Source organism: Lysinibacillus sphaericus, from assembly GCF_015844675.1.
Lineage (GTDB): Bacteria > Bacillota > Bacilli > Bacillales_A > Planococcaceae > Lysinibacillus > Lysinibacillus sphaericus_E.
Genome location: NZ_LDGC01000073.1, coordinates 131,848 through 150,972, shown reverse-complemented (window position 1 = coordinate 150,972; position 19,125 = coordinate 131,848). Strand labels below are relative to the sequence as shown.

Annotated in this window: 18 protein-coding genes; 13 read left to right on the top strand and 5 right to left on the bottom strand. The window is 36.4% G+C overall.

From position 1 onward, the window contains the following. Positions 1-777 (bottom strand): ABC transporter ATP-binding protein, encoded by a 777-nt coding sequence (locus tag ABE34_RS18495; RefSeq protein WP_197143923.1) that lies wholly within the window; start codon positions 775-777, stop codon positions 1-3. Positions 778-994: 217 nt separating this feature from the next. On the opposite strand from ABE34_RS18495, the gene ABE34_RS18490 reads away from it, so the two are divergent. The 3 genes from ABE34_RS18490 to ABE34_RS18480 all read left to right on the top strand — a co-directional run bounded on the left by ABE34_RS18490 (position 995) and on the right by ABE34_RS18480 (position 4,358). After that, positions 995-1,696, top strand: coding sequence for a class I SAM-dependent methyltransferase (locus ABE34_RS18490; RefSeq protein WP_197143922.1), 702 nt, complete (start codon positions 995-997; stop codon positions 1,694-1,696). Between the two features lie 306 nt (positions 1,697-2,002). Continuing rightward, a complete protein-coding gene (locus ABE34_RS18485) occupies positions 2,003-3,451 on the top strand; it encodes a PLP-dependent aminotransferase family protein (protein WP_197143921.1) in 1,449 nt (482 codons plus the stop codon). Between the two features lie 4 nt (positions 3,452-3,455). Further along, positions 3,456-4,358: a D-alanine--D-alanine ligase gene (locus ABE34_RS18480; RefSeq protein WP_197143920.1), complete on the top strand. Its 903-nt coding sequence runs from the start codon at positions 3,456-3,458 to the stop codon at positions 4,356-4,358. Positions 4,359-4,825: 467 nt separating this feature from the next. Here ABE34_RS18480 and ABE34_RS18475 read toward each other — a convergent pair whose 3' ends face one another. Further along, positions 4,826-5,665: a YitT family protein gene (locus ABE34_RS18475; RefSeq protein ID WP_197143919.1), complete on the bottom strand. Its 840-nt coding sequence runs from the start codon at positions 5,663-5,665 to the stop codon at positions 4,826-4,828. A 363-nt stretch (positions 5,666-6,028) separates the two neighbouring features. Here ABE34_RS18475 and ABE34_RS18470 point away from each other — a divergent pair, with 363 nt between their 5' ends. Continuing rightward, on the top strand, positions 6,029-6,469 hold the full coding sequence (locus tag ABE34_RS18470; protein ID WP_197143918.1) for an SRPBCC domain-containing protein: 441 nt from the start codon (positions 6,029-6,031) through the stop codon (positions 6,467-6,469). A 156-nt stretch (positions 6,470-6,625) separates the two neighbouring features. Beyond that, on the top strand, positions 6,626-7,195 hold the full coding sequence (locus ABE34_RS18465) for a cupin domain-containing protein (RefSeq protein ID WP_197143917.1): 570 nt from the start codon (positions 6,626-6,628) through the stop codon (positions 7,193-7,195). Between the two features lie 65 nt (positions 7,196-7,260). Here the strand turns inward: ABE34_RS18465 and ABE34_RS18460 are convergent, their stop codons facing one another. Further along, on the bottom strand, positions 7,261-8,730 hold the full coding sequence (locus tag ABE34_RS18460; protein ID WP_197143955.1) for a serine hydrolase domain-containing protein: 1,470 nt from the start codon (positions 8,728-8,730) through the stop codon (positions 7,261-7,263). Positions 8,731-8,941: 211 nt separating this feature from the next. Between ABE34_RS18460 and ABE34_RS18455 the strand changes: the two genes are divergently transcribed. From ABE34_RS18455 to ABE34_RS18435, 5 genes are all read left to right on the top strand, one after another. Continuing rightward, the gene (locus tag ABE34_RS18455) at positions 8,942-9,466 is read left to right on the top strand and encodes a GNAT family N-acetyltransferase (protein ID WP_197143916.1); all 525 of its coding nucleotides are present in this window, start codon (positions 8,942-8,944) and stop codon (positions 9,464-9,466) included. A 32-nt stretch (positions 9,467-9,498) separates the two neighbouring features. Further along, on the top strand, positions 9,499-9,843 hold the full coding sequence (locus ABE34_RS18450) for a YunG family protein (protein ID WP_197143915.1): 345 nt from the start codon (positions 9,499-9,501) through the stop codon (positions 9,841-9,843). A 409-nt stretch (positions 9,844-10,252) separates the two neighbouring features. Next, positions 10,253-10,846 (top strand): NADPH-dependent FMN reductase, encoded by a 594-nt coding sequence (locus tag ABE34_RS18445; protein ID WP_197143914.1) that lies wholly within the window; start codon positions 10,253-10,255, stop codon positions 10,844-10,846. A 434-nt stretch (positions 10,847-11,280) separates the two neighbouring features. Beyond that, complete coding sequence (locus ABE34_RS18440; protein WP_197143913.1) at positions 11,281-12,219, top strand: ring-cleaving dioxygenase; 939 nt, start codon at positions 11,281-11,283, stop codon at positions 12,217-12,219. Between the two features lie 14 nt (positions 12,220-12,233). Next, positions 12,234-12,842, top strand: a complete 609-nt coding sequence (locus tag ABE34_RS18435; protein WP_197143912.1) for a flavin reductase family protein — start codon at positions 12,234-12,236, stop codon at positions 12,840-12,842. A 48-nt stretch (positions 12,843-12,890) separates the two neighbouring features. Here the strand turns inward: ABE34_RS18435 and ABE34_RS18430 are convergent, their stop codons facing one another. Further along, positions 12,891-13,826 carry an aldo/keto reductase gene (locus ABE34_RS18430; protein WP_197143911.1) on the bottom strand — a complete coding sequence of 312 codons (936 nt, stop codon included), beginning with the start codon at positions 13,824-13,826 and terminating at the stop codon, positions 12,891-12,893. A gap of 105 nt (positions 13,827-13,931) precedes the next feature. Further along, complete coding sequence (locus ABE34_RS18425) at positions 13,932-14,699, bottom strand: IclR family transcriptional regulator (RefSeq protein ID WP_197143910.1); 768 nt, start codon at positions 14,697-14,699, stop codon at positions 13,932-13,934. A 270-nt stretch (positions 14,700-14,969) separates the two neighbouring features. On the opposite strand from ABE34_RS18425, the gene ABE34_RS18420 reads away from it, so the two are divergent. The 3 genes from ABE34_RS18420 to ABE34_RS18410 all read left to right on the top strand — a co-directional run bounded on the left by ABE34_RS18420 (position 14,970) and on the right by ABE34_RS18410 (position 19,071). Next, the gene (locus ABE34_RS18420; protein WP_197143909.1) at positions 14,970-16,370 is read left to right on the top strand and encodes an amino acid permease; all 1,401 of its coding nucleotides are present in this window, start codon (positions 14,970-14,972) and stop codon (positions 16,368-16,370) included. Positions 16,371-17,272: 902 nt separating this feature from the next. Next, complete coding sequence (locus ABE34_RS18415; protein ID WP_197143908.1) at positions 17,273-18,316, top strand: AI-2E family transporter; 1,044 nt, start codon at positions 17,273-17,275, stop codon at positions 18,314-18,316. Between the two features lie 491 nt (positions 18,317-18,807). After that, the gene (locus ABE34_RS18410; RefSeq protein WP_197143907.1) at positions 18,808-19,071 is read left to right on the top strand and encodes a CD3324 family protein; all 264 of its coding nucleotides are present in this window, start codon (positions 18,808-18,810) and stop codon (positions 19,069-19,071) included. Positions 19,072-19,125 lie beyond the last annotated feature (54 nt).

The following is a 19,125-nucleotide window of genomic DNA, read 5'->3' as shown; positions in this document are numbered from 1 at the left end:
TCATACCTCTTGTACAATAGAAACGAACTTCTCGCCAATTTCCTGATGATCATGGAATCCTGTCAATTGGTTGAAAATTCTTTCCAGAGTTCCTTCAGTATTGTCTGCCTGTAGTTGGGCAAATGTCCCGTCGGCCGCGATTTTTCCATCATTCAACAAGATGATACGACTACTGATTTTTTCGACAACATCCATGATATGAGAGGAATAAAATATTGTTTTTCCTTGAGCAGCCAGTTGAGTCAAAATTTCTTTGAAAATCATCACGCTATTCGCATCTAATCCATTAATTGGCTCATCTAAAAATAACAAATCGGGATTATGTATTAAGCTAGCGATAATTAATAGCTTTTGCCGCATCCCTTTTGAATAAGAAGATATTCTGGAATGATATGCTTCTCCAACGCCGAACAATTCCATTAAGGATTTTGATTTATCAGCAGCCACCTCTAATTCAAGACCATAAAGCTGGCCGATAAAGGTTAAATACTCATACCCCGTTAAATTATCATAAACGTCTGCTATCTCCGGTACATAGCCAATTCTTCGTTTATATTCAAGGCTGTCTTTGCCGATATTCTCTCCGAAAAGTTTAATTTCTCCACCGTAATCGCCTTCAATTCCTAAAATAATTTTGACAGTCGTACTTTTACCAGCACCATTCGGACCGATATAGCCAATGATTTCACCCCTCGAGACGTGCAAGTCGATTCCTTTTAAAATTTCCTTGCTACCATAGCTTTTCGTCAAATTCGTAATCGTCAAGATTTCTTCCATGTTGTAACTCCTTCCTGTTTTCACTTTATCTTATGTTCAGTGTAATTGATTTAGAGAAAATATCCACAGTTATAATATTTTATTTAAAAATGTATAAATATACCTCCTGTGAATTAAGGGCGATTAATTTCCAGTATCACCCAACTTTACTTTATAATGAAGAGATAAAGAATATTTGTTTTTTTGAAAGATGATAGGTGCAAACGGGAGGCGTAAAATGCTAATCAAATCAAATGAACAATTGCTAGTTGTATTAGATAATTTATTACGTGAACCACAGAAATTTTGGAATGAATTTTATGATCAAACATTTGAAAAGATACCTTTTTTTATTAATAAACCAGATGAAAACTTAGTAAGCTATTTAGAAGAAAAGATGATCCGTCCAAATAAAGTTTTAGAGTTAGGTTGTGGTGCGGGTCGAAATGCCATTTACTTAGCAAAACAAGGTTGTTCAGTTGTTGGTGTTGATTTATCGGATAAAGCATTGCAATGGGCGCAAAGAAGGGTTGATGAAGCAAACGTAAATGTAGAATTAATTTGTGCCAATATTTTTGAGTTGAATTTACAAGAAGAGAGCTTTGATTTTATTTATGATTCAGGTTGTTTTCACCATATAGCCCCTCATCGTCGTGTGACGTATATTGAATTGATTCGTAAATTATTAAAACCGAATGGTTACTTCGCTTTATGCTCATTTGAGGAGCATGGTTCATATGGTGGTTCTGCCATCTCAGATGAAGAAGTTTATATAAAACGTAGCTTAGAAGGCGGGCTAGGGTATACAAAAAAACAACTAAAAGAAGTGTTTCAATTATTTGAGAAAATTGAAATACGGAACATGATCGCCATGTCTGATGAAGATCAGATTTTCGGTTTAGAAGGATTTTTAGTAGGTTTATTTAAAAAGAATTCATGAGGAGCGAAGCTAATGGGAAGATTAAGGTTCAACTTTTCGAATATCAACAGTGACTGGATATTATTTTTCTGTGATTAACGTAGATTACATTCCCAAGCAGCAATAAATATGCTGCATTAGAAATTAAATTAGCGTTATTCAACTAAACGTAATTATAATTAGCCTATGATAGATGCAATTCTTCATTCTGAAGGGTTGCATTTTTTATGAGTTAGAAACCATACCACTATGAAGGAAAAATACATTTACTGTGGACCTTTTGAGTTAAATACGGTTATGCAAAAATAAAGCAAGGGGGTCAAGGAAATGTTTAATGATTTTAAGCTTATCGATGATCGTCCGGTTTATATTCAGTTAAAAAATTATTTGAAAGAAAAGATTATGAAGGGACACTTGTTGGAGCATCAGAAGCTTCCATCAACCCGTGAACTAAGTAAATTATTATTGGTCAGTAGAAATACGATCCTGAATGCATATGCAGATTTAGAGCAAGAAGGTATTATCTATGCGATAAAAGGAAAAGGAAACTTTGTAGGGAAGGTCGCAACATTGAAAGCACCTTCCATCGAGCTTAAATGGAAGGAAAGGCTTAATAAAGCTACCTTATTAGCTGATGAATTAGATTTAATGAAGCAAGATATTCACTGGGAAAAAGGCATGATTTCCTTTAATAGCGTTGCCCCCGAAGAAAAGCTTTTTGATGTTGAAAATTTTAAAAGAGCCTTTCTGACTCGGATGTCCCTTGAAGGAGATATCGTTTTGAATTATGGATACGCAAAGGGCTATAAACCGTTAATCGAGTACCTTCTTCACTATATGGAAATGAAGGGCGTAGATATTTCCAATAAGGATATTTTGATTACGAATGGCTTTACCGAGGGATTGGATATTTTATTATCTTCCTTAGCGAAAAAATCTGGACGTGTTATTTGTGAAAATCCTACTCATCATGCGGCATTAAAGCTTTTTCGCTTACATGGATTTGACATCCATGGGATCGATATGAAGGATGACGGTATCGATATTGAACAAGTTGAGAGAAGCTTGTCGGAGAAGGAATTTGATTTTGCCTACTTAATCCCGTCTTATCATAATCCGACAGGCATTGTTACATCCTCTGAAAAAAGAGCTGAAATTATTAAGCTTTTTTCACAATATCAAATTCCGATTGTAGAGGATGGCTTTAATGAAGAATTACGTTATTCAGGTTCGCATTTAGCACCGTTAATGACTTTTATCGGTGAGGGTAACAATGTTATTTATATCAGTAGCTTTTCTAAAGTTCTCTTTCCTGGCTTACGTGTTGGTTGGATATTAGCAGATAAGGAGCTCATCAATTGTCTGGAAAGTATGAAAAGAGCTCGTACTATTCATACATCGACTCTGGATCAGGCTGTACTTTATCAATATTTACAGGATGGCTATTTTGAAAAATACTTAAAAAAGGCTAAGTTCGTTTATAAGAAAAAATATGAACTAGCCCGTCAAGCATGCCATCAATACATTCCCTTTAAGAGAATGACAGGAGATGGTGGACTTCATCTTTTTATTGAGCTAGAAGAAGGAATGAACGCTCGTACATTATTGGAAAAGTGCTATCTAAGGGGAGTTGTTTTTTATCCTGGAGATGTTTTTTACAGCAACGGTGAAGGAAGTAACACATTTCGCTTAGGATTTTCTCGACTAACAGAAGAGGATATTGTGAGTGGTATTAAGATTATTGGAGATACCTTGAAAAATGAAATGGGGAGTTGAAAATATGAAAGTTGGCGTGATAATGGGGGGCGTTTCCTCTGAAAAGCAGGTCTCGATTATGACAGGGGAAGAAATGATTGCTCATTTAGATAAGAGTAAATATGAAGTTGTAGCAATTGAACTACATGATAAAAAAGAGCTTATAGAAAAGGTGAAAAACCTCGATATAGCCCTGCTAGCGCTTCACGGAAAATTTGGAGAAGATGGAACGATTCAAGGTGTGCTAGAAACGTTGGGTGTTCCATATACCGGAAGTGGGATGCTATCTAGCGGTATTTGTATGGATAAAAATATATCGAAAAAAATCCTACGTTATGAAGGAATTGAAACTCCAAATTGGCTTCATCTTTCGAATATTGAGGAGCTTAAGTGGGACGAATTAGACAAAATGAGCTATCCGTTAGTAGTAAAGCCTAATTCGGGTGGCTCCAGTGTAGGGGTAAAAATAGTTTATGATAAAGATTCTTTACTCACTTCGGTCGAGGAAGTATTCAAATGGGATGCTGAAATCATTATTGAGAAATATATAAAAGGGGAAGAAATAACATGCTCTATTATAGATGGTAAGCTTTTACCGATTATTTCGATTCGCCATACAGCAACATTTTTTGATTACAAGGCGAAATACGAAGATGCCGCAACGATCGAGGAGGTTGTAGAACTTCCGCCTGCCATACATGACCGAGTTGCTAAAGCTGCAAAGGCTAGTTATGCCGCGTTAAAATGTAGTGTTTATGCCAGAATTGATATGATGCTCAAGGATGGAATTCCATATGTCATGGAGGTAAACACATTGCCGGGAATGACAAAAAACAGCTTACTACCAAAAAGCGCATCCTGTGCAGGAATGTCTTATACACAACTTTTAGATACGATTATTGAAACTTCCTTACAGGTTAGGGAATAAAGGGTCCGTTACTGAAAATTGGAATTAACCTTGCGTATAAGTTGATCTTCGTTACGACTGGGCGACTCCTTGGGGATCAGCAATAAAGGAACGAAGGCTAAAACCATCACATCCTGTGATAACGCCTTCGTGACCAACATCGTGCCGCTGCCGCTACGTTAGCACTACGCTTTCGCGCAAAAAACATCTGTTGGCCCGAGACCCTGCAGCGGAGCGAAGCGGCTCATCGGACGCCCCCAGGAAGCTCTGCTCTGCGCGAAAGCGAAGCGTCAGCGGCAAATGTTTTAACTGTGCGAAAGCGAAGCGTCAGCAACAAAGCGCCCAGTCGGAACGGAAATCAATCACTCGTTATGGTGATAATCGTAAATGGGTAAGTATGAGTTAATTTCAATGGAAAAAACACCTCCATGTTGATTTTTAAAGGGATTAACCCATTTCCAACAAAAGGTGTTTTCTCAGTTGTCTTATTAAGCCTTAGATAATTCAATAAATCCATGTCCAAAGACATCTCGTACATCATGAATGGCAATAAAGGCATCCTTGTCTATTTCTTTGACGATTTTCTTCAGTTTTACAACTTCTTGTTTACTAATGACAATATACAGAATTTCTTTTTGCTCCTTCGTATAATAGCCATGACCAGATAGGACCGTCACGCCCCGATTCATAAAACCATTTACATGACTGGCAATCTCTTCTGGATTTTTCGAAATGATCGTAACAGCTTTTTTTGGATTCACACCTTCAATAACAAACTCCATCACCTTAGTACCGACATAAAGCATAATAATAGTAAGCATTAATGCTTCTGCCCCAATAATAAAATAAGATGAAAAAGCAACGATTAAATCAAAAAACAATAAACCGTAACTAATACTCCAGCCTAAATATTTATTGGTCATTCTAGCTAAGATTGTTGAACCTGCTGTTGTTCCACCAACTCTTATAATTAAGCCTATGCCAACTCCAGCGAACACCCCGCCAAAAATAGTATTCACGATAATTTCATTTGAAGAAATTGACCACGATTCTGTTAAATGTAAAAAGAGTGAATGGAGGGATACTGCAATAATCGTATAAATAGTCGTTTGTCTACTTAAAAATTTATAACCAACCGCTAATAAAGCTGCGTTTAACACAAGGCTCACAATACTAGGCGACCATCCGAACAAATAATAAGCGATGATTGTTACACCTGTTACGCCACCTTCACCTAAATCATTAGGTATAACAAATAAATTTACAGCTAGTGCAAAAAGCAGCGCTCCGACCGTAATCATTAAAAAATCCATACTGAACTTCTTCATATATACACCACCAAACAAATTGATTATTCCTAAATACATACTATATCAAGTTCTAGTCAAATTATATACTTTTTGGAATGTTCGTTTGTGATAAATCTATAATAGTTAGTATGTCCTTTATCAGGGGAAATATTGAATTGAAGAATTTGTTTACACATGGCTAGTATTAAAAATATCTCACGAAGACTTCTTCATTTTAGATAATCGCACCTTATTTACACTACATTTTCAAAATTACTAATAGGGAATTAAGAAATGTGTGTGAATAGTAAAGAAGGAGATGGGGAATTTTAGAAAGAGTTTAACTACTTTCAGCAAATACTTTTGTGCCGAACATAATTGATAAGGGGAGGATGATTAATAATGAATACTGACGTAATTACCAAATTAAAAATCCATAAGCCAGCAAGTGAAGTATTTGAAGCTATTGTATCTCCAGATAAAATCGGGGGCTTTTGGTTCTCAAGTAGTTCAGAGAGATGGGAAAAGGGAAAAAAGCTTACTTTAAAATATGATGAGTATAAAGCAAAGGTTGTTATTACTGTGCTTGATATCGAGATAAATAGGACTATTGCGTTTACTTGGGGAGAAGAACATGGGAACGGAACGATGGTGACAATAACATTTACGGGGGAGGATTCAAATACAGTTATTAAAGTAGTTGAGTCAGGACTTAAGGAAGAAAACCCGGACGTAATAGCAAAAATGATGGAACAAAAAGAAGGCTGGGTGTATATATTAACTTGTTTAAAGGGGTATTTAGAAAACGGAATAACTACTTTAAGAGCATCGTTAATTCATTAAGAGAATTTTGATGTATAGGCCCGTTGTAACAAGTGAACTCCTTAAAGCTGTCAGTAGTTCAAAGTGTTATGTCTAACGATGATGTTTTGCAAAAGGAGTACATTTCCTTAGCAAGTTGCATAGGATGTTCTTATAATGTGTGAGGGGATTGAGAAAATGTACTACATTCCTTATTACGGAAACATGCCTATGTATAACTATAACTATGGAGATCAGCTTGTTTATTGGGCACCTCCTTATCAGATAGGGTATGCGAACAACGCTGAACCTTCTCGTTTTTCCAATGGTGGAAGTATTGAATTAAAAGATTATGGAGCTCAGCCACTTGTCATCGATCTTGAAAATGCGACTAAGCAAAACGATACGTATCGTACGGCTCTGTGGACGGGAAAGAATTTACAGATTACTTTAATGAGTATTAATGTTGGCGATAGTATTGGTTTGGAGGCACACCCAAATGTTGAGCAATTTTTATATATTGAACAGGGTGAGGGACTTGCTCAAATGGGCCCTAGTAAAAACAATTTAAACTATGAAAGAAGGGTCCGTGAAAATTATGCCATAGTAGTACCTGCTGGAACATGGCATAACTTCACAAATACAGGAAATGTGCCACTAAAGCTTTATTCGATATACGCTCCTCCTAACCATCCATTGGGTACGGTACATGTTACGAAAGCAGACGCTGAGACCTCGGAAGCAGGATACGGGCATGGAGATGAATAATCAATTTTAGAATATGTAGCTTTTTCCTCGATAATATAAGCATAACTAAAAAAGACAACTCCTACTTAGAGAAGTTGTCTTTTTTGTCGTCGTTTAAATGAAATATATATAGAAAATAAGCCATTCAATGTTAAAAGAGTAACCATCATTATAGTCAAAAATGCAATATCAGGAGCAAAATATCTAATCGTATGCCAAGGTGTTTCTATACTATAGCTTAATAATGGAATTGAGATCATGGCTAAAACTAAAAGTATGAAACCGAATATACCAAACACGCCTCTTTTATTCACTTTTTTAGCTTTAACCTTTATTAAAAGATAAATAAACATCACAAAAAGTAAACATATTATAGCAATTGCTATGATTTGTAATGTTGGTTTATATTTAGGTGCGTCAACGGGCTCTTTCCCATTTAAAATATTGATAATCCCTTGCTTTAAGTAAAGAAGGGACTTTTCCTCTAATATATGACTTTTATTAGTGAGAATCACACCGCCCCAATCGGTTTCTGGAAGATAAAATACTTCTGAGCGTGCGTCAGGATTTGAACCAGAATGCCAAATCATTTCTTCTTTAGATTCTGGATAGGAAATTCGTACACCAAGGCCGTAATATCGAGATTTACTAGTTCGGACAAGCGGTGAAATATAAAGGTTCATCGCATTTTTACTTAAAAAATTGTTTTGCTTATGTTGACTAAGTAGTCTAATATACTGCACCATATCTGTTGCACTTGCCGTTATATATCCATATGGTGCACCTCCATTATCATAGGTGACTGCACTTTTGACAGGGTGACCAAGCCATGATTGATAACCAGATAAGTATCCATTTTCATAGGCCATGCTACTATTAGCGGCTGCATTTTTCATCTCTAATGGAGAAAAAACTTGTTCCTCCATATATTCAGAAAATGTTTGATTAGTCACTTCTTCGATGAGAGCGCCAAGAATAGAAAAGTTAGCATTACTATACTGATGCTTTTCTCCAGGTGCAGCAGTCAGCTTAACATTCGATAAACTTTCTACATTTTCCTTTATAGCACTCAAATCATTAGATTCCTTGTCCGATATAGCTAAGCCAGAATAAGTGCTGATCCCACTTGTTTGGGTAAGCAAATGTTTAATCGTTATTTGGGAAGCGGCCTTTTTATCTTTAAGTGTAAACCACGGCATATACTTTTGAACGGGATCATCTAATTGAATGGTGCCTGCATCAACCAATCTCATGATGGCTAAGCCAGTTAACGACTTACTGATAGAGCCGGTTACAAATGGAGTTTCAGCAGTTATTTTTTCTTCGGATTCTCCAGTTACGCCCCACGATTTAGAGTAAAAGATATTATTTTTATGAACGATAGCAATAGATGCTCCTGGAATTCGCTGCTCTTTCAAAAAGTTTTCAACATATTTATCTATAGTACTTTTAATGTCTTGTTCTGCAGCGGAGATTTGTGAGACTGGCAGAAATAGATTGAATAGAATTAATAATAAACAAACTAATATAGCTTTATATATGGGGGTTGTTTTCATTGTCGTTTTCACCTATTTCCTCCAAAAAATTTTTACTTCATAATTGATTCCATGAAGTAAATTTAACAAAAATATACACTTCTTTAAAGTATATGATAGTTGTTGTGAATTCTATTCGAAGAACATAGAATTTAAAGGCAATGTAACTACCTTAATCTAACCTCGCGTTATAGTGATGAGCCCAATTTTATGCAATGGAGGGGTAATAAGAATGGAATACAAACTATTCGAAGATGAAATTGAAGATTTAGTGGAGTTATTAACTCAAAACAAGTGGATTTATCATACTGATCAAAGTGTGAAAGAGAAATCCGTTCGAAAAGGGTATGCAGAAGGATACTATCATAGCAATCGTGAGACGTATTGGATCATTGATCATGAAGAAAAGGTCGGGATTATTATAATTCATGACATAAGCGATACAATCCCGTTATTTGATATCCGTTTAAGTACACTTCATAGAGGAAAAGGATACGGAGTAGAAACACTCCTTTGGTTACAAGATTATCTATTTGGAGAAAAAGGTAAGATTCGTATCGAAGGATATACGAGAGTCGATAATATCGGTATGAGAAAATGCTTTACGAAAGCTGGCTTTGTGAAAGAGGGCTATTTAAGAAATGCCTGGGAAAATGCAGATGGTACTATAACTGATAGTATCTTATATGGTGCAATAAAAGATGATTGGGCATTAGGCAGAACAACTCCTATTAAGATGGATGATGTACCTTATTAAATTAAAGTAAAGGTAGAAAAGGACGTTGAAGAATGTATACAGAAAATGAAGTGTTAAGAGCTTTAAAAAAGTCCTGGTCAATTCACTCTAGCTCAAAATGGAGTATAGATAACCCTGCAAGAGGACATTGCGGAGTCACTACTTTAATTGTAAATGATATTCTTGGGGGTGAAATTTATAAAACATGGCTTGATGAAGGCTGGCATTTCTACAATATCCTAAATGGGGAAAGAAAGGATTTTACACAAGAACAATTTACATACAACCTTGAATATCAGGATGTTCGTTCAAACAGGGAAGAGGCTTTTCAAGATACGAATGATATTCAATATAGCTATCTAAAATCACAGGTTGATGAGAATTTAAGAAAAAGCTAGGGAGTTAAAGGCAGAAATATTGATTTCATTACACCTGTGCTCACCCTCGTTTTTCCTAGGGTGAGATTTGGCTTGGATGAAAAATTTTCAAATATACTCCATTATAATTTTTCTGATTTTCTTGATAGTTTAGTATGTCATAGTACTATTTTGATTCCAGCTTAGCGGCTCATCGGACGCCCCCAGGAAAGCGCCCAGCCAGAACGGAAATCAACCACTCGTTTTGGTGATGAGCCATATTAATTTTTTTATTCATTTAAAACATTAAACAAACATGTTGACGCAAATTAAACTATCGTGTTATTATTATCTCGAATTCAAGATAACTAAATTCAAGATAAATGAATTCGAACCTTTTAATCCATTCAGAAAGTAAAGTTTTACTTTTCTTCAGAAGGAGGAAATCATCATGGGTTTTTTAAATAAATTTTTTAGTTCAAAAAAAGAGGAGGAAAAAACAATGGCAGAATTAAATATCGGAATTATTATCGGATCAACACGTGAAGGTCGTGTAAGTCCACAAGTAGCACAATGGGTGAAAGAAATCGCAGATCAACGAGGCGATGCTAATTATACAGTTATTGATATTGCAGATTACAAATTACCTTTACTAGGTGAACCAGGGCAAGATGCTTCAGGCGCTCAAGCTTGGTCAGAAATTATTGCAAAACAAGATGGATTTGTATTCATCGTACAAGAGTACAATCACTCTATTACAGGTGCTCTAAAAAATGCACTAGATTATTTACGTGAAGAATGGAACAACAAAGCTGCGGGTATTGTTTCTTATGGTTCTGTAGGTGGTGCACGAGCAGCTGAACATTTACGTGGTATTATGGGTGAACTTTTAATTGCGGATGTACGTGTACACCCAGCATTGTCACTATTCACAGACTTTGAAAATGGTACTGATTTTAAACCAAAAGAAGTGCAATCAGATTCTGTTAACCAAATGTTAGACCAATTAATTCCTTGGTCAAAAGCTTTATATACAATTCGTTAACTTCTTTCAGCAAATGTCTTTTGTAACGAAAGTGCAACGGCAGTTACAGAAGTCTCCCACCTCTATAGGTGGTGAAATGAATGCGAATATAAGCTGTTTTTCAGCGGGTGTCCAAACGCCCGCTGAAACAGAAAAACTCAGTCAAAGAACGCCACGTCCTGTGGCAAAGACTGAGTGACCAACTTCGTGTTGGCCCAAAGCCTCCGGCGGATGTCATGGAATCGGAAAAGAGTTCTTAAAGGATGTTAGCCTAAAATCATCGCATCCATGCGATAACGGCTAACTGACCTGCATCGTGCAGGCCTAAGCACAAAGCCGATTCCATACGCAATTATGCCAAGGCATAATTGATTTTTGTTCAAAGATTGAGGTAGAACGGTATTGGGTAAAGTATAGGTGAGAAAATACATTTAGTCATGAAGGGGCTTGTTAACATGAAAAAACATACTGCGGGTATTCACCATATCACAGCCATTGTAGGGCATCCACAAGAAAATATTGATTTTTATGCTGGTGTACTAGGCTTGCGTTTAGTTAAACAAACAGTAAACTTTGATGATCCTGGCACATACCATCTTTACTTCGGAAACAAAGGTGGTAAACCTGGTACAATTATTACATTCTTTCCATGGGCAAATGCTTATCAAGGACGTATTGGTGATGGCCAAGTTGGCGTAACTACTTATGTTGTACCAGAAGGAGCACTACCATTTTGGGTTAATCGTCTTGCAAAATTCACTATTCCATTCCAAAAAGCTGAACGCTTTGGTGAACAAGTAGTACAATTTGATGATCCACACGGACTTCATATTGAATTAGTGGCACGTGCAGAAGGCGAATTGAATGAATGGACATTTGGTGAAGTAACTCCTGAGGTTGCCATTAAAGGGTTTGGCGGTGCAACACTGTATTCAAGTCACCCAGAAGAGACAGCAAAAGTATTAACTGAAGTTATGGGTCTTGAAAAAGTAGCAACAGAGGGCGAGTATACTCGTTACAAATCCAGCGCAGATATTGGCAATATAGTGGATTTGAAAGTTGTTCCTGGTATGCGCGGTCAAATGGGCGTTGGAACAGTTCATCATATTGCCTGGAGAGCACAGGATAATGTGGATCACCTAGAATGGCAAGAGCATGTAATGAATCATGGACAACATGTAACTGAAGTGAAAGATCGTAATTATTTTAATGCGATTTATTTCCGTGAACCTGGTGAGATTTTATTTGAAATTGCGACAGATCCACCTGGATTCGCTCATGATGAGACACCTGAGACAATGGGTAGCCAATTAATGTTACCATCTCAATATGAACAGCATCGAGAACAATTGGAAAGAACATTAATTCCAATCGAAGTGCGTGCACTAGATTAAAGGAGATGGGACGTTTGATTTCAATTGATCCTAAGAAAAATACAGAGCGCGAAAATTATAAGTTATTGATTGGCAGTATTATTCCGAGACCGATTGCCTTTGTTACGACAAAGGCAGAGCAAGGAGTCATCAATGGCGCGCCTTTTAGTTTTTTTAATATCGTGTCTTCCAATCCGCCGATGATTTCTCTAGCTGTTCAAAGACCAAATGGGCGCTTAAAAGATACCGCTCGCCATATTCATCATCAGCAACAATTTGTTGTGCATATTGTAGATGAGGATAATGTTAAGCAGGTGAATGAAACAGCCGCGTCCTTACCTGTGACTGAAAGTGAGATTGATCGAGCTCAATTTACATTAATCGATAGCCAGCTTATATCTGTACCAGGTATTCAAGAGGCGAAAGTTCGAATGGAATGCCGTTTAGTACAGTCGATTCCTTTAATGAATGGTGACGAACAAACAGGTGATTTGTTTATTGGTGAAGTCGTACAATATCATATAGATGAGACCATTTATAATGAAGGACGAATTGATCCAAGAAAACTAAAAGCAGTTAGCAGACTTGCCGGCTCAAATTACGCAAAAATTGGAGATATATTTGAGATAGAACGTCCTGATTAAAATAAAATGCGAAAATGTTGGTATAACAGCATTTTCGCGTTTTTTTGTTTATATAAGAACTCTTCCTATATTCCCAAAATCTTCGTTTGTTAATAGGACATCCGTTGCTTTCACATTGATAGCCACTTGTTTTTTATGTTTCCCGCCTGGGATAACTGCATCAACGCCATCTTGAGCCAATAACCAAGCAAGCGCTAAATTTGGTAATGTCGTTTGCTTTTCCTCTGCAATTCCTTTTAATGCTTCTACTTTTACTAATGTTTGTTCAAATGATTCGCCTTGGAATAAAGGGTCTGAAGTTCGCCAGTCACCAATACCTAGCTTAAAGTCTTTTGTATACTTTCCGCCAAGTAGGCCATATGCAAGTGGACCGTAAGGAATAAATGAAATTTCATTTTTTATACAGTATGGCAATAAATCCTGCTCTCCTGAACGATTTAACATATTGTAAGGAGATTGTAGGACAGAAATATCATTATGCGCATTTGCCTCTATAAGCTGTTCTAATGTTACGTTTGAAATGCCTATTGCGCGGATCTTTCCTTCTTCTTTTAAGCGTGACAATTCACCAATCGACTCCGCAAGAGGAGTTTCGTTATCCGGGAAGTGGAGGTAGTAAAGATCTACGTAATCCATTTGTAGCCGTTTCAAGCTATTTTCAAATGCCCCACGTAGATATTGCGGACGATTATCTGTTTTTACTGAACCATCCTCAAACCAATGTCTACCTCCTTTTGTTGCTAAAACAAACTCATCTCTGGCGTAATTTTTTAATACTTCGCCAACAAGTTCTTCTGAACGCCCTTTTCCGTAAATGTCTGCTGTATCAATAAAAGTTATCCCTAAGTCAAGTGCAGCTGAGACTAGCTCCTTCCCATCTTGTTCATTTAAGTTTTCAAATAAGTTATGCCCACCTACAGCATTCGTCCCAAGACCAATTTCGGAAATCTTGATATTTGTTTTTTTCAAAGTATGAAATTTCATATTCCTACCTCCTTGTTGTTCTGTAATCAGAATAAAATAAAAAGGGTGTTTTTACCAATGCGCGTCGTTATCGTTTCATATATAGAAACAAGTGTATTTTAATTGCTAAGGGCCTTTACATAATGCTAAAAGATAATGAATTTCTTCTGTCAATTGCTGACTTGCCTCGCTTAACTTTTTTGCATAAGACCGAATGGCAGCTTTCTTAATTTGATTCGTCGAACCGTGGAAAGCAATTGCCCCGATGACTTCTTCATTCGCATAAATAGGAACGGCAATACAACATTTACCTTCAGTCGTTTCTTCATTATCAACAGCATATCCTTGAGCTTTAATGACCTGTAAATGAGGAAGCAAAAGACCATAATCATAGAAGGTTTTTGTAGTAAAGGTATTCAGTTCAATACTATTTAATAGTTCCCGTTGTTTTTTAGGTGACAGATGAGCTAATACTACTTTTCCTAGCGCACTTGAGTGCATAGGTGTTCGAGTATCGATCGCATGAAAAGCAGGCTGTTCAAAAGGTTCACGAATCACATTTTTTATTACCATATCGCAATCTTCCAAAATACCAATATAAGTAGTTATTTCTTCTTGGCGGGCTAATTGGTATGGCGCTACGAGAGACGCCCATTGGATATCTTTGTGCCAATATAAGTGCTCATCCCTAAAAATATGCGGATTTAATTGATAATACTTATTATATTTAAAAATATAATTCATTTTTTCTAGCGTATAAAGCATGCGAAAGACGGACGTCTTATTCATTGATAATTCTTCCATAATTTCAGTTAATGTAAGAGAATGCTTTTGACGTAATACATCTAAAATCAAAAGTCCCTTTTTTAATGTCGATACTTCATAGGAATCCATTTTGTCCTCTCCTTGCTTCAAGATAGCTTGTACAATATCATCTTTACTATTGATTTACTAGGTTGGATCGTTGTTTCATTCCAGTAAAATAGTATTACAAAAGTTTGATATAAAAGAATGCGTCGATTAACTCGTTTTCTAGTAAAAGATAAATTGCTATAATAATCTAATTGTTGACTCGATTTAAAAATATATATAATATACTGATTATTAGTAAAAATGCATAAAAATGATATTTATTAGCTGTTTATTGGAAATGGAGTGGTTATTATGGCGAATTTTTTTCGAAGGAAGTCAATTGAGCAAGCCAATAAAATAACTGAAGTCGAACGTTTTAAACTAAAGCGTGAATTAGGGTCGTTGCAGTTATTGCTGTATGTACTAGGGGCTACAATAGGAGCTGGAATTTTTGTACTGCCAGGAACTACAGCTGCTCTTCATGCAGGCCCAGGTGTTGTTGTTTCTTTCTTAATTGGGGGTCTTGTAACAATTGCAGTTGGATTAGCCTATGTCGAATTCGCAGCGATGGCGCCCGTCGCAGGTAGCGCCTATACCTATTCTTATATAGCACTAGGTGAAATTATTGCCTGGATGATCGGTTGGGACTTATTACTGGAATTCATCGTTATTTCTAGCACGGTCGCAGTTGGTTGGAGTGGCTACGTCGATTCATTTTTACAATCTATCGGTATCCACTTACCGGGAGCCTTAACAAAAGATATTGCTCATGGTGGGGTGGTCAATCTACCTGCTGTGGTTGGTTGGCTTATTGTAGCTTGGATTGCTATGAGCGGGATTAAAAATGTTGGTCGATCAAATATGTTATTTACAATGGCAAAAGTCGGCGCGATTGTTTTATTCCTTGCTATTGGGGCTTTTCACATTAACCCTATAAACTGGACACCATTTACACCGTTTGGCTGGTCAGGTGTAATGGCAGGAGCGGCATTAGTGTTCTTTGCCTTTACTGGATTTGATGGTGTAACAACTGTTATGGAAGAAGTAAAAAATCCACAAAAAACTATACCAAAAGCTTTAATTGGTGGTCTGAGTGTATTAACGCTTATTTATGCATTAGTTGCGCTAGTATTAACAGGTATTGTACCATTCCCTGAATTGGATGTCCCAAATCCTACAGTGTATGCACTACAATCTGTTGGTATTCAATGGGGAGGTGCTATCATCGCAGTATCAGTTATTTTTGGATTGCTTGCTACGATGATTGCAAATACGACTAGTGCGACGCGCGTGTTGTTTGCAATGAGTCGTGATGGGCTTCTGCCAGAACGTATTGCACAAACAAATAAAAAAACAGGGGTACCTGTATTATCAACTTTAATTGTAGTTGGAACAGGTATTCTCTTATCAGGATTTTTATCAATCGGGGAATTAGCGGAATTTGCTAACATCGGAGGTTTAACTGCTTTTGCTTTAACAACAGTTAGTGTCGTTGTTCTTCGTTATACACGACCAGATCAACCGCGTATATTCAAAGTACCTGCGTTATGGCTTGTAGCAACTGTAGGGGTTGGAGGATGTATTGTATTAATATTTAGTCTACCGTTATTTACTATAGTGCGCTTTCTGATTTGGTTAGCGATAGGTTTAGTTATTTACATAGGCTATGGATATAAGCACGCTAAAATGGGCTCTGAAAATGAAAATCTATAAATGAGATAAACACCTCTTTAGCTCTAAAGAGGTGTTTTTTTTTAATGCAGATCTGGCGCACATCCTTGTGAATCACAACATAGTATAAGTTAAACTCCCTTATATGCCCAGGCGTCGATTTCGCAGAAGGCATAGCCAAGAAAGTCGTTTATAATTTTTCGCTTTTCTTGTGCCTTATTAATTTCCCCAAACAAATAAAAAGACTATCTTCGTTAAATCTTGAAGTTCCATATGTGCACTTTTAACACTCTTCCCGATATTTTTATGCTAACTTCATTTGAGCGAATGGCTCTTCAGATACAGTCCTATCTTTCTCCAGCTATTTTATCGACTCGTTACAGCAATTTGATGTTCATAAAGAGTGATTGGTTATGAATATTCTTCGAGGTTTATGGAGCTTTCACAAAATCCATCTTTTCTATTATTTGCAGTTTAAAATTTTAATAAGGATATCATACTGAAACTAAGGAGCAATACCCAAATCTGTTCTTAATTAATAGGAATGAACGCAATTATGCCGGAGCATAATTGATTCCCTTCATAAAAGAAGTTACATTGGCTATGATGGTGTTCAAAGGGTTATAATAGAATAATAGAATTAAGGCTTATAACGCTGATACAGCTTTCAATAAAGTACAAAAGTATGGTCATTAATTTACAATTTGATAAGACATATAATTCTTTTCGCTCCATGGATTTATTTATTTCTTATAAGACTTATAAAGCGGCATGCAAGTAAGTCTTTTTCTAAGTGATGATGGGAATAATAATCCAAAGAAGGGGGCATATACATAAGAATGATACGTAATGTTTTACATCAATTTATTAATTGCTTATGTTCATTTGATAGCGAAACCCGGGCAGTAAAGGCAGCGAAGCCGTTTTGTAGAAGGAGTGAATACATGAGTAATTTCTTTCGAAGCCACGGATTTAAACGTTTTATAATTCTTGTTGGGATCGCTATTGCACTATATTTGATGCGAAGTATGATCAATCTTATTCTTCTTACGTTCATTATTACTTACTTGATGAATCAACTGACTACGAAGACAACAAAAAAGATTAGAAAATACACACCAATGAACGAAAAGGCTGTGACAGTTACCCTTTATCTTTTGCTTGTTGCAGGTATTGTTGCAATAATCTACAAGTATTTGCCTGTCGTAACCCAACAAATTACACAGCTCTTTGACCTCATTGCTAGCTTCAGTCTCGATCCAGATGATAACGAGATTGCAAGGTATTTAGCTCCAACCTTTGAGAAGATTGAACTGGGTAAATATTTAGAGCAGGGTGTAGACCTCACGCTAAAAAATCTTACGAATATTGGTAAAGTTATTTTGCACATATTCATCGCACTAATTTTAAGCTTGTTTATTTTACTTGAGAAGAAGCGCATTATAGATTTTACAGCGAAATTTAAAGATAGTAAAATGAGTCATCTGTACGATGAACTACATTATTTTTCGAAGATCTTCATTCGTTCTTTCGGTAAAGTTATTGAAGCGCAGTTCATTATTGCTGCTGTAAACTGTGTTTTATCTGTTATTGCTTTATCCATTATGGGCTTCCCGCATTTAATTGCACTTGGGATTATGCTCTTTATACTAGGGTTAGTGCCGGTTGCAGGGGTTATCATGTCCTTGATTCCTCTCACTATAATTGCATATAGTATCGGTGGACCAATGTACATTGTTTATATTTTAGTGATCGTTATGGTGCTACATGCTATGGAGGCATACTTCTTAAATCCAAAGCTGATGTCTGCAAAGACAAATCTTCCAATTTTTTATACATTCATCGTCATTCTCTTCTCAGAGCATTTCCTTGGTGTTTGGGGATTAATTATTGGTATTCCATTATTCATGTTCCTTCTCGATATTCTGGGCGTTACGTCCTCGGAGGATGAACGGCAAAAGATAATGGAAACACAAGTGGACAAATAAATTGAATAAAGTTTAGTTTGAAAAGGAATCAGTGTGTCTGATTCCTTTTTGTTTTATTTATTGAAAATATATACATATGATAAGATGAACTATGAACACGTTACAAGTTAGGGGGGATAGATGTGAGTAATTATGTTAAGTTGCTAGATACGGAAGCAGCCCATGCAAAGCCTAATTTTGATATGGCAATACTTTGCATGGGGTAAATATTAACTTATTTCAGAAGAAATCTCTCACCTCTATAGGTGGTGAGGTGAATGCATGTTTAAGTTACTTTTCAGCGGGTGTCCAAACATCTACTGAAATAAGTTAAAGCCTCCGGCGGATGACACGGAATCGGAAAGGAGTTCTTTGTGCAAGCACAAAGCCGATTCCAGACGCAATTATGCCAAGGCATAATTGATATTTATTTGCCCTGAAGTATTTCTTATAAAATTAGCTTTGCTACCTTATTTTATTCATTTCCAAATAAAATTGAGGGGTTGGCATAAATGGCTTATAAGAAGGCTTCAGCTATATTACCGAAAGAGCTTTTAGTAGAAATCCAAAAATATGTTCAAGGCGAAACGATTTATATTCCTAAAATAGAAAACACGTATTTAGAGTGGGGTGCTCGTTCAGGCTCAAAGAAATATATTGAGAATAGGAATAAGTCTATAAAAGAAGCGTTTACAAATGGAGCTTCTATTGAACAATTATCTAAGGAATATCATTTAGCTGTAGAAACGATTAAAAAAATTATATATACAAAGTAATTTATTTAAGCACTAGCACCTGATTTGTTAGTGCTTTTTGTATGTCTTGTACGT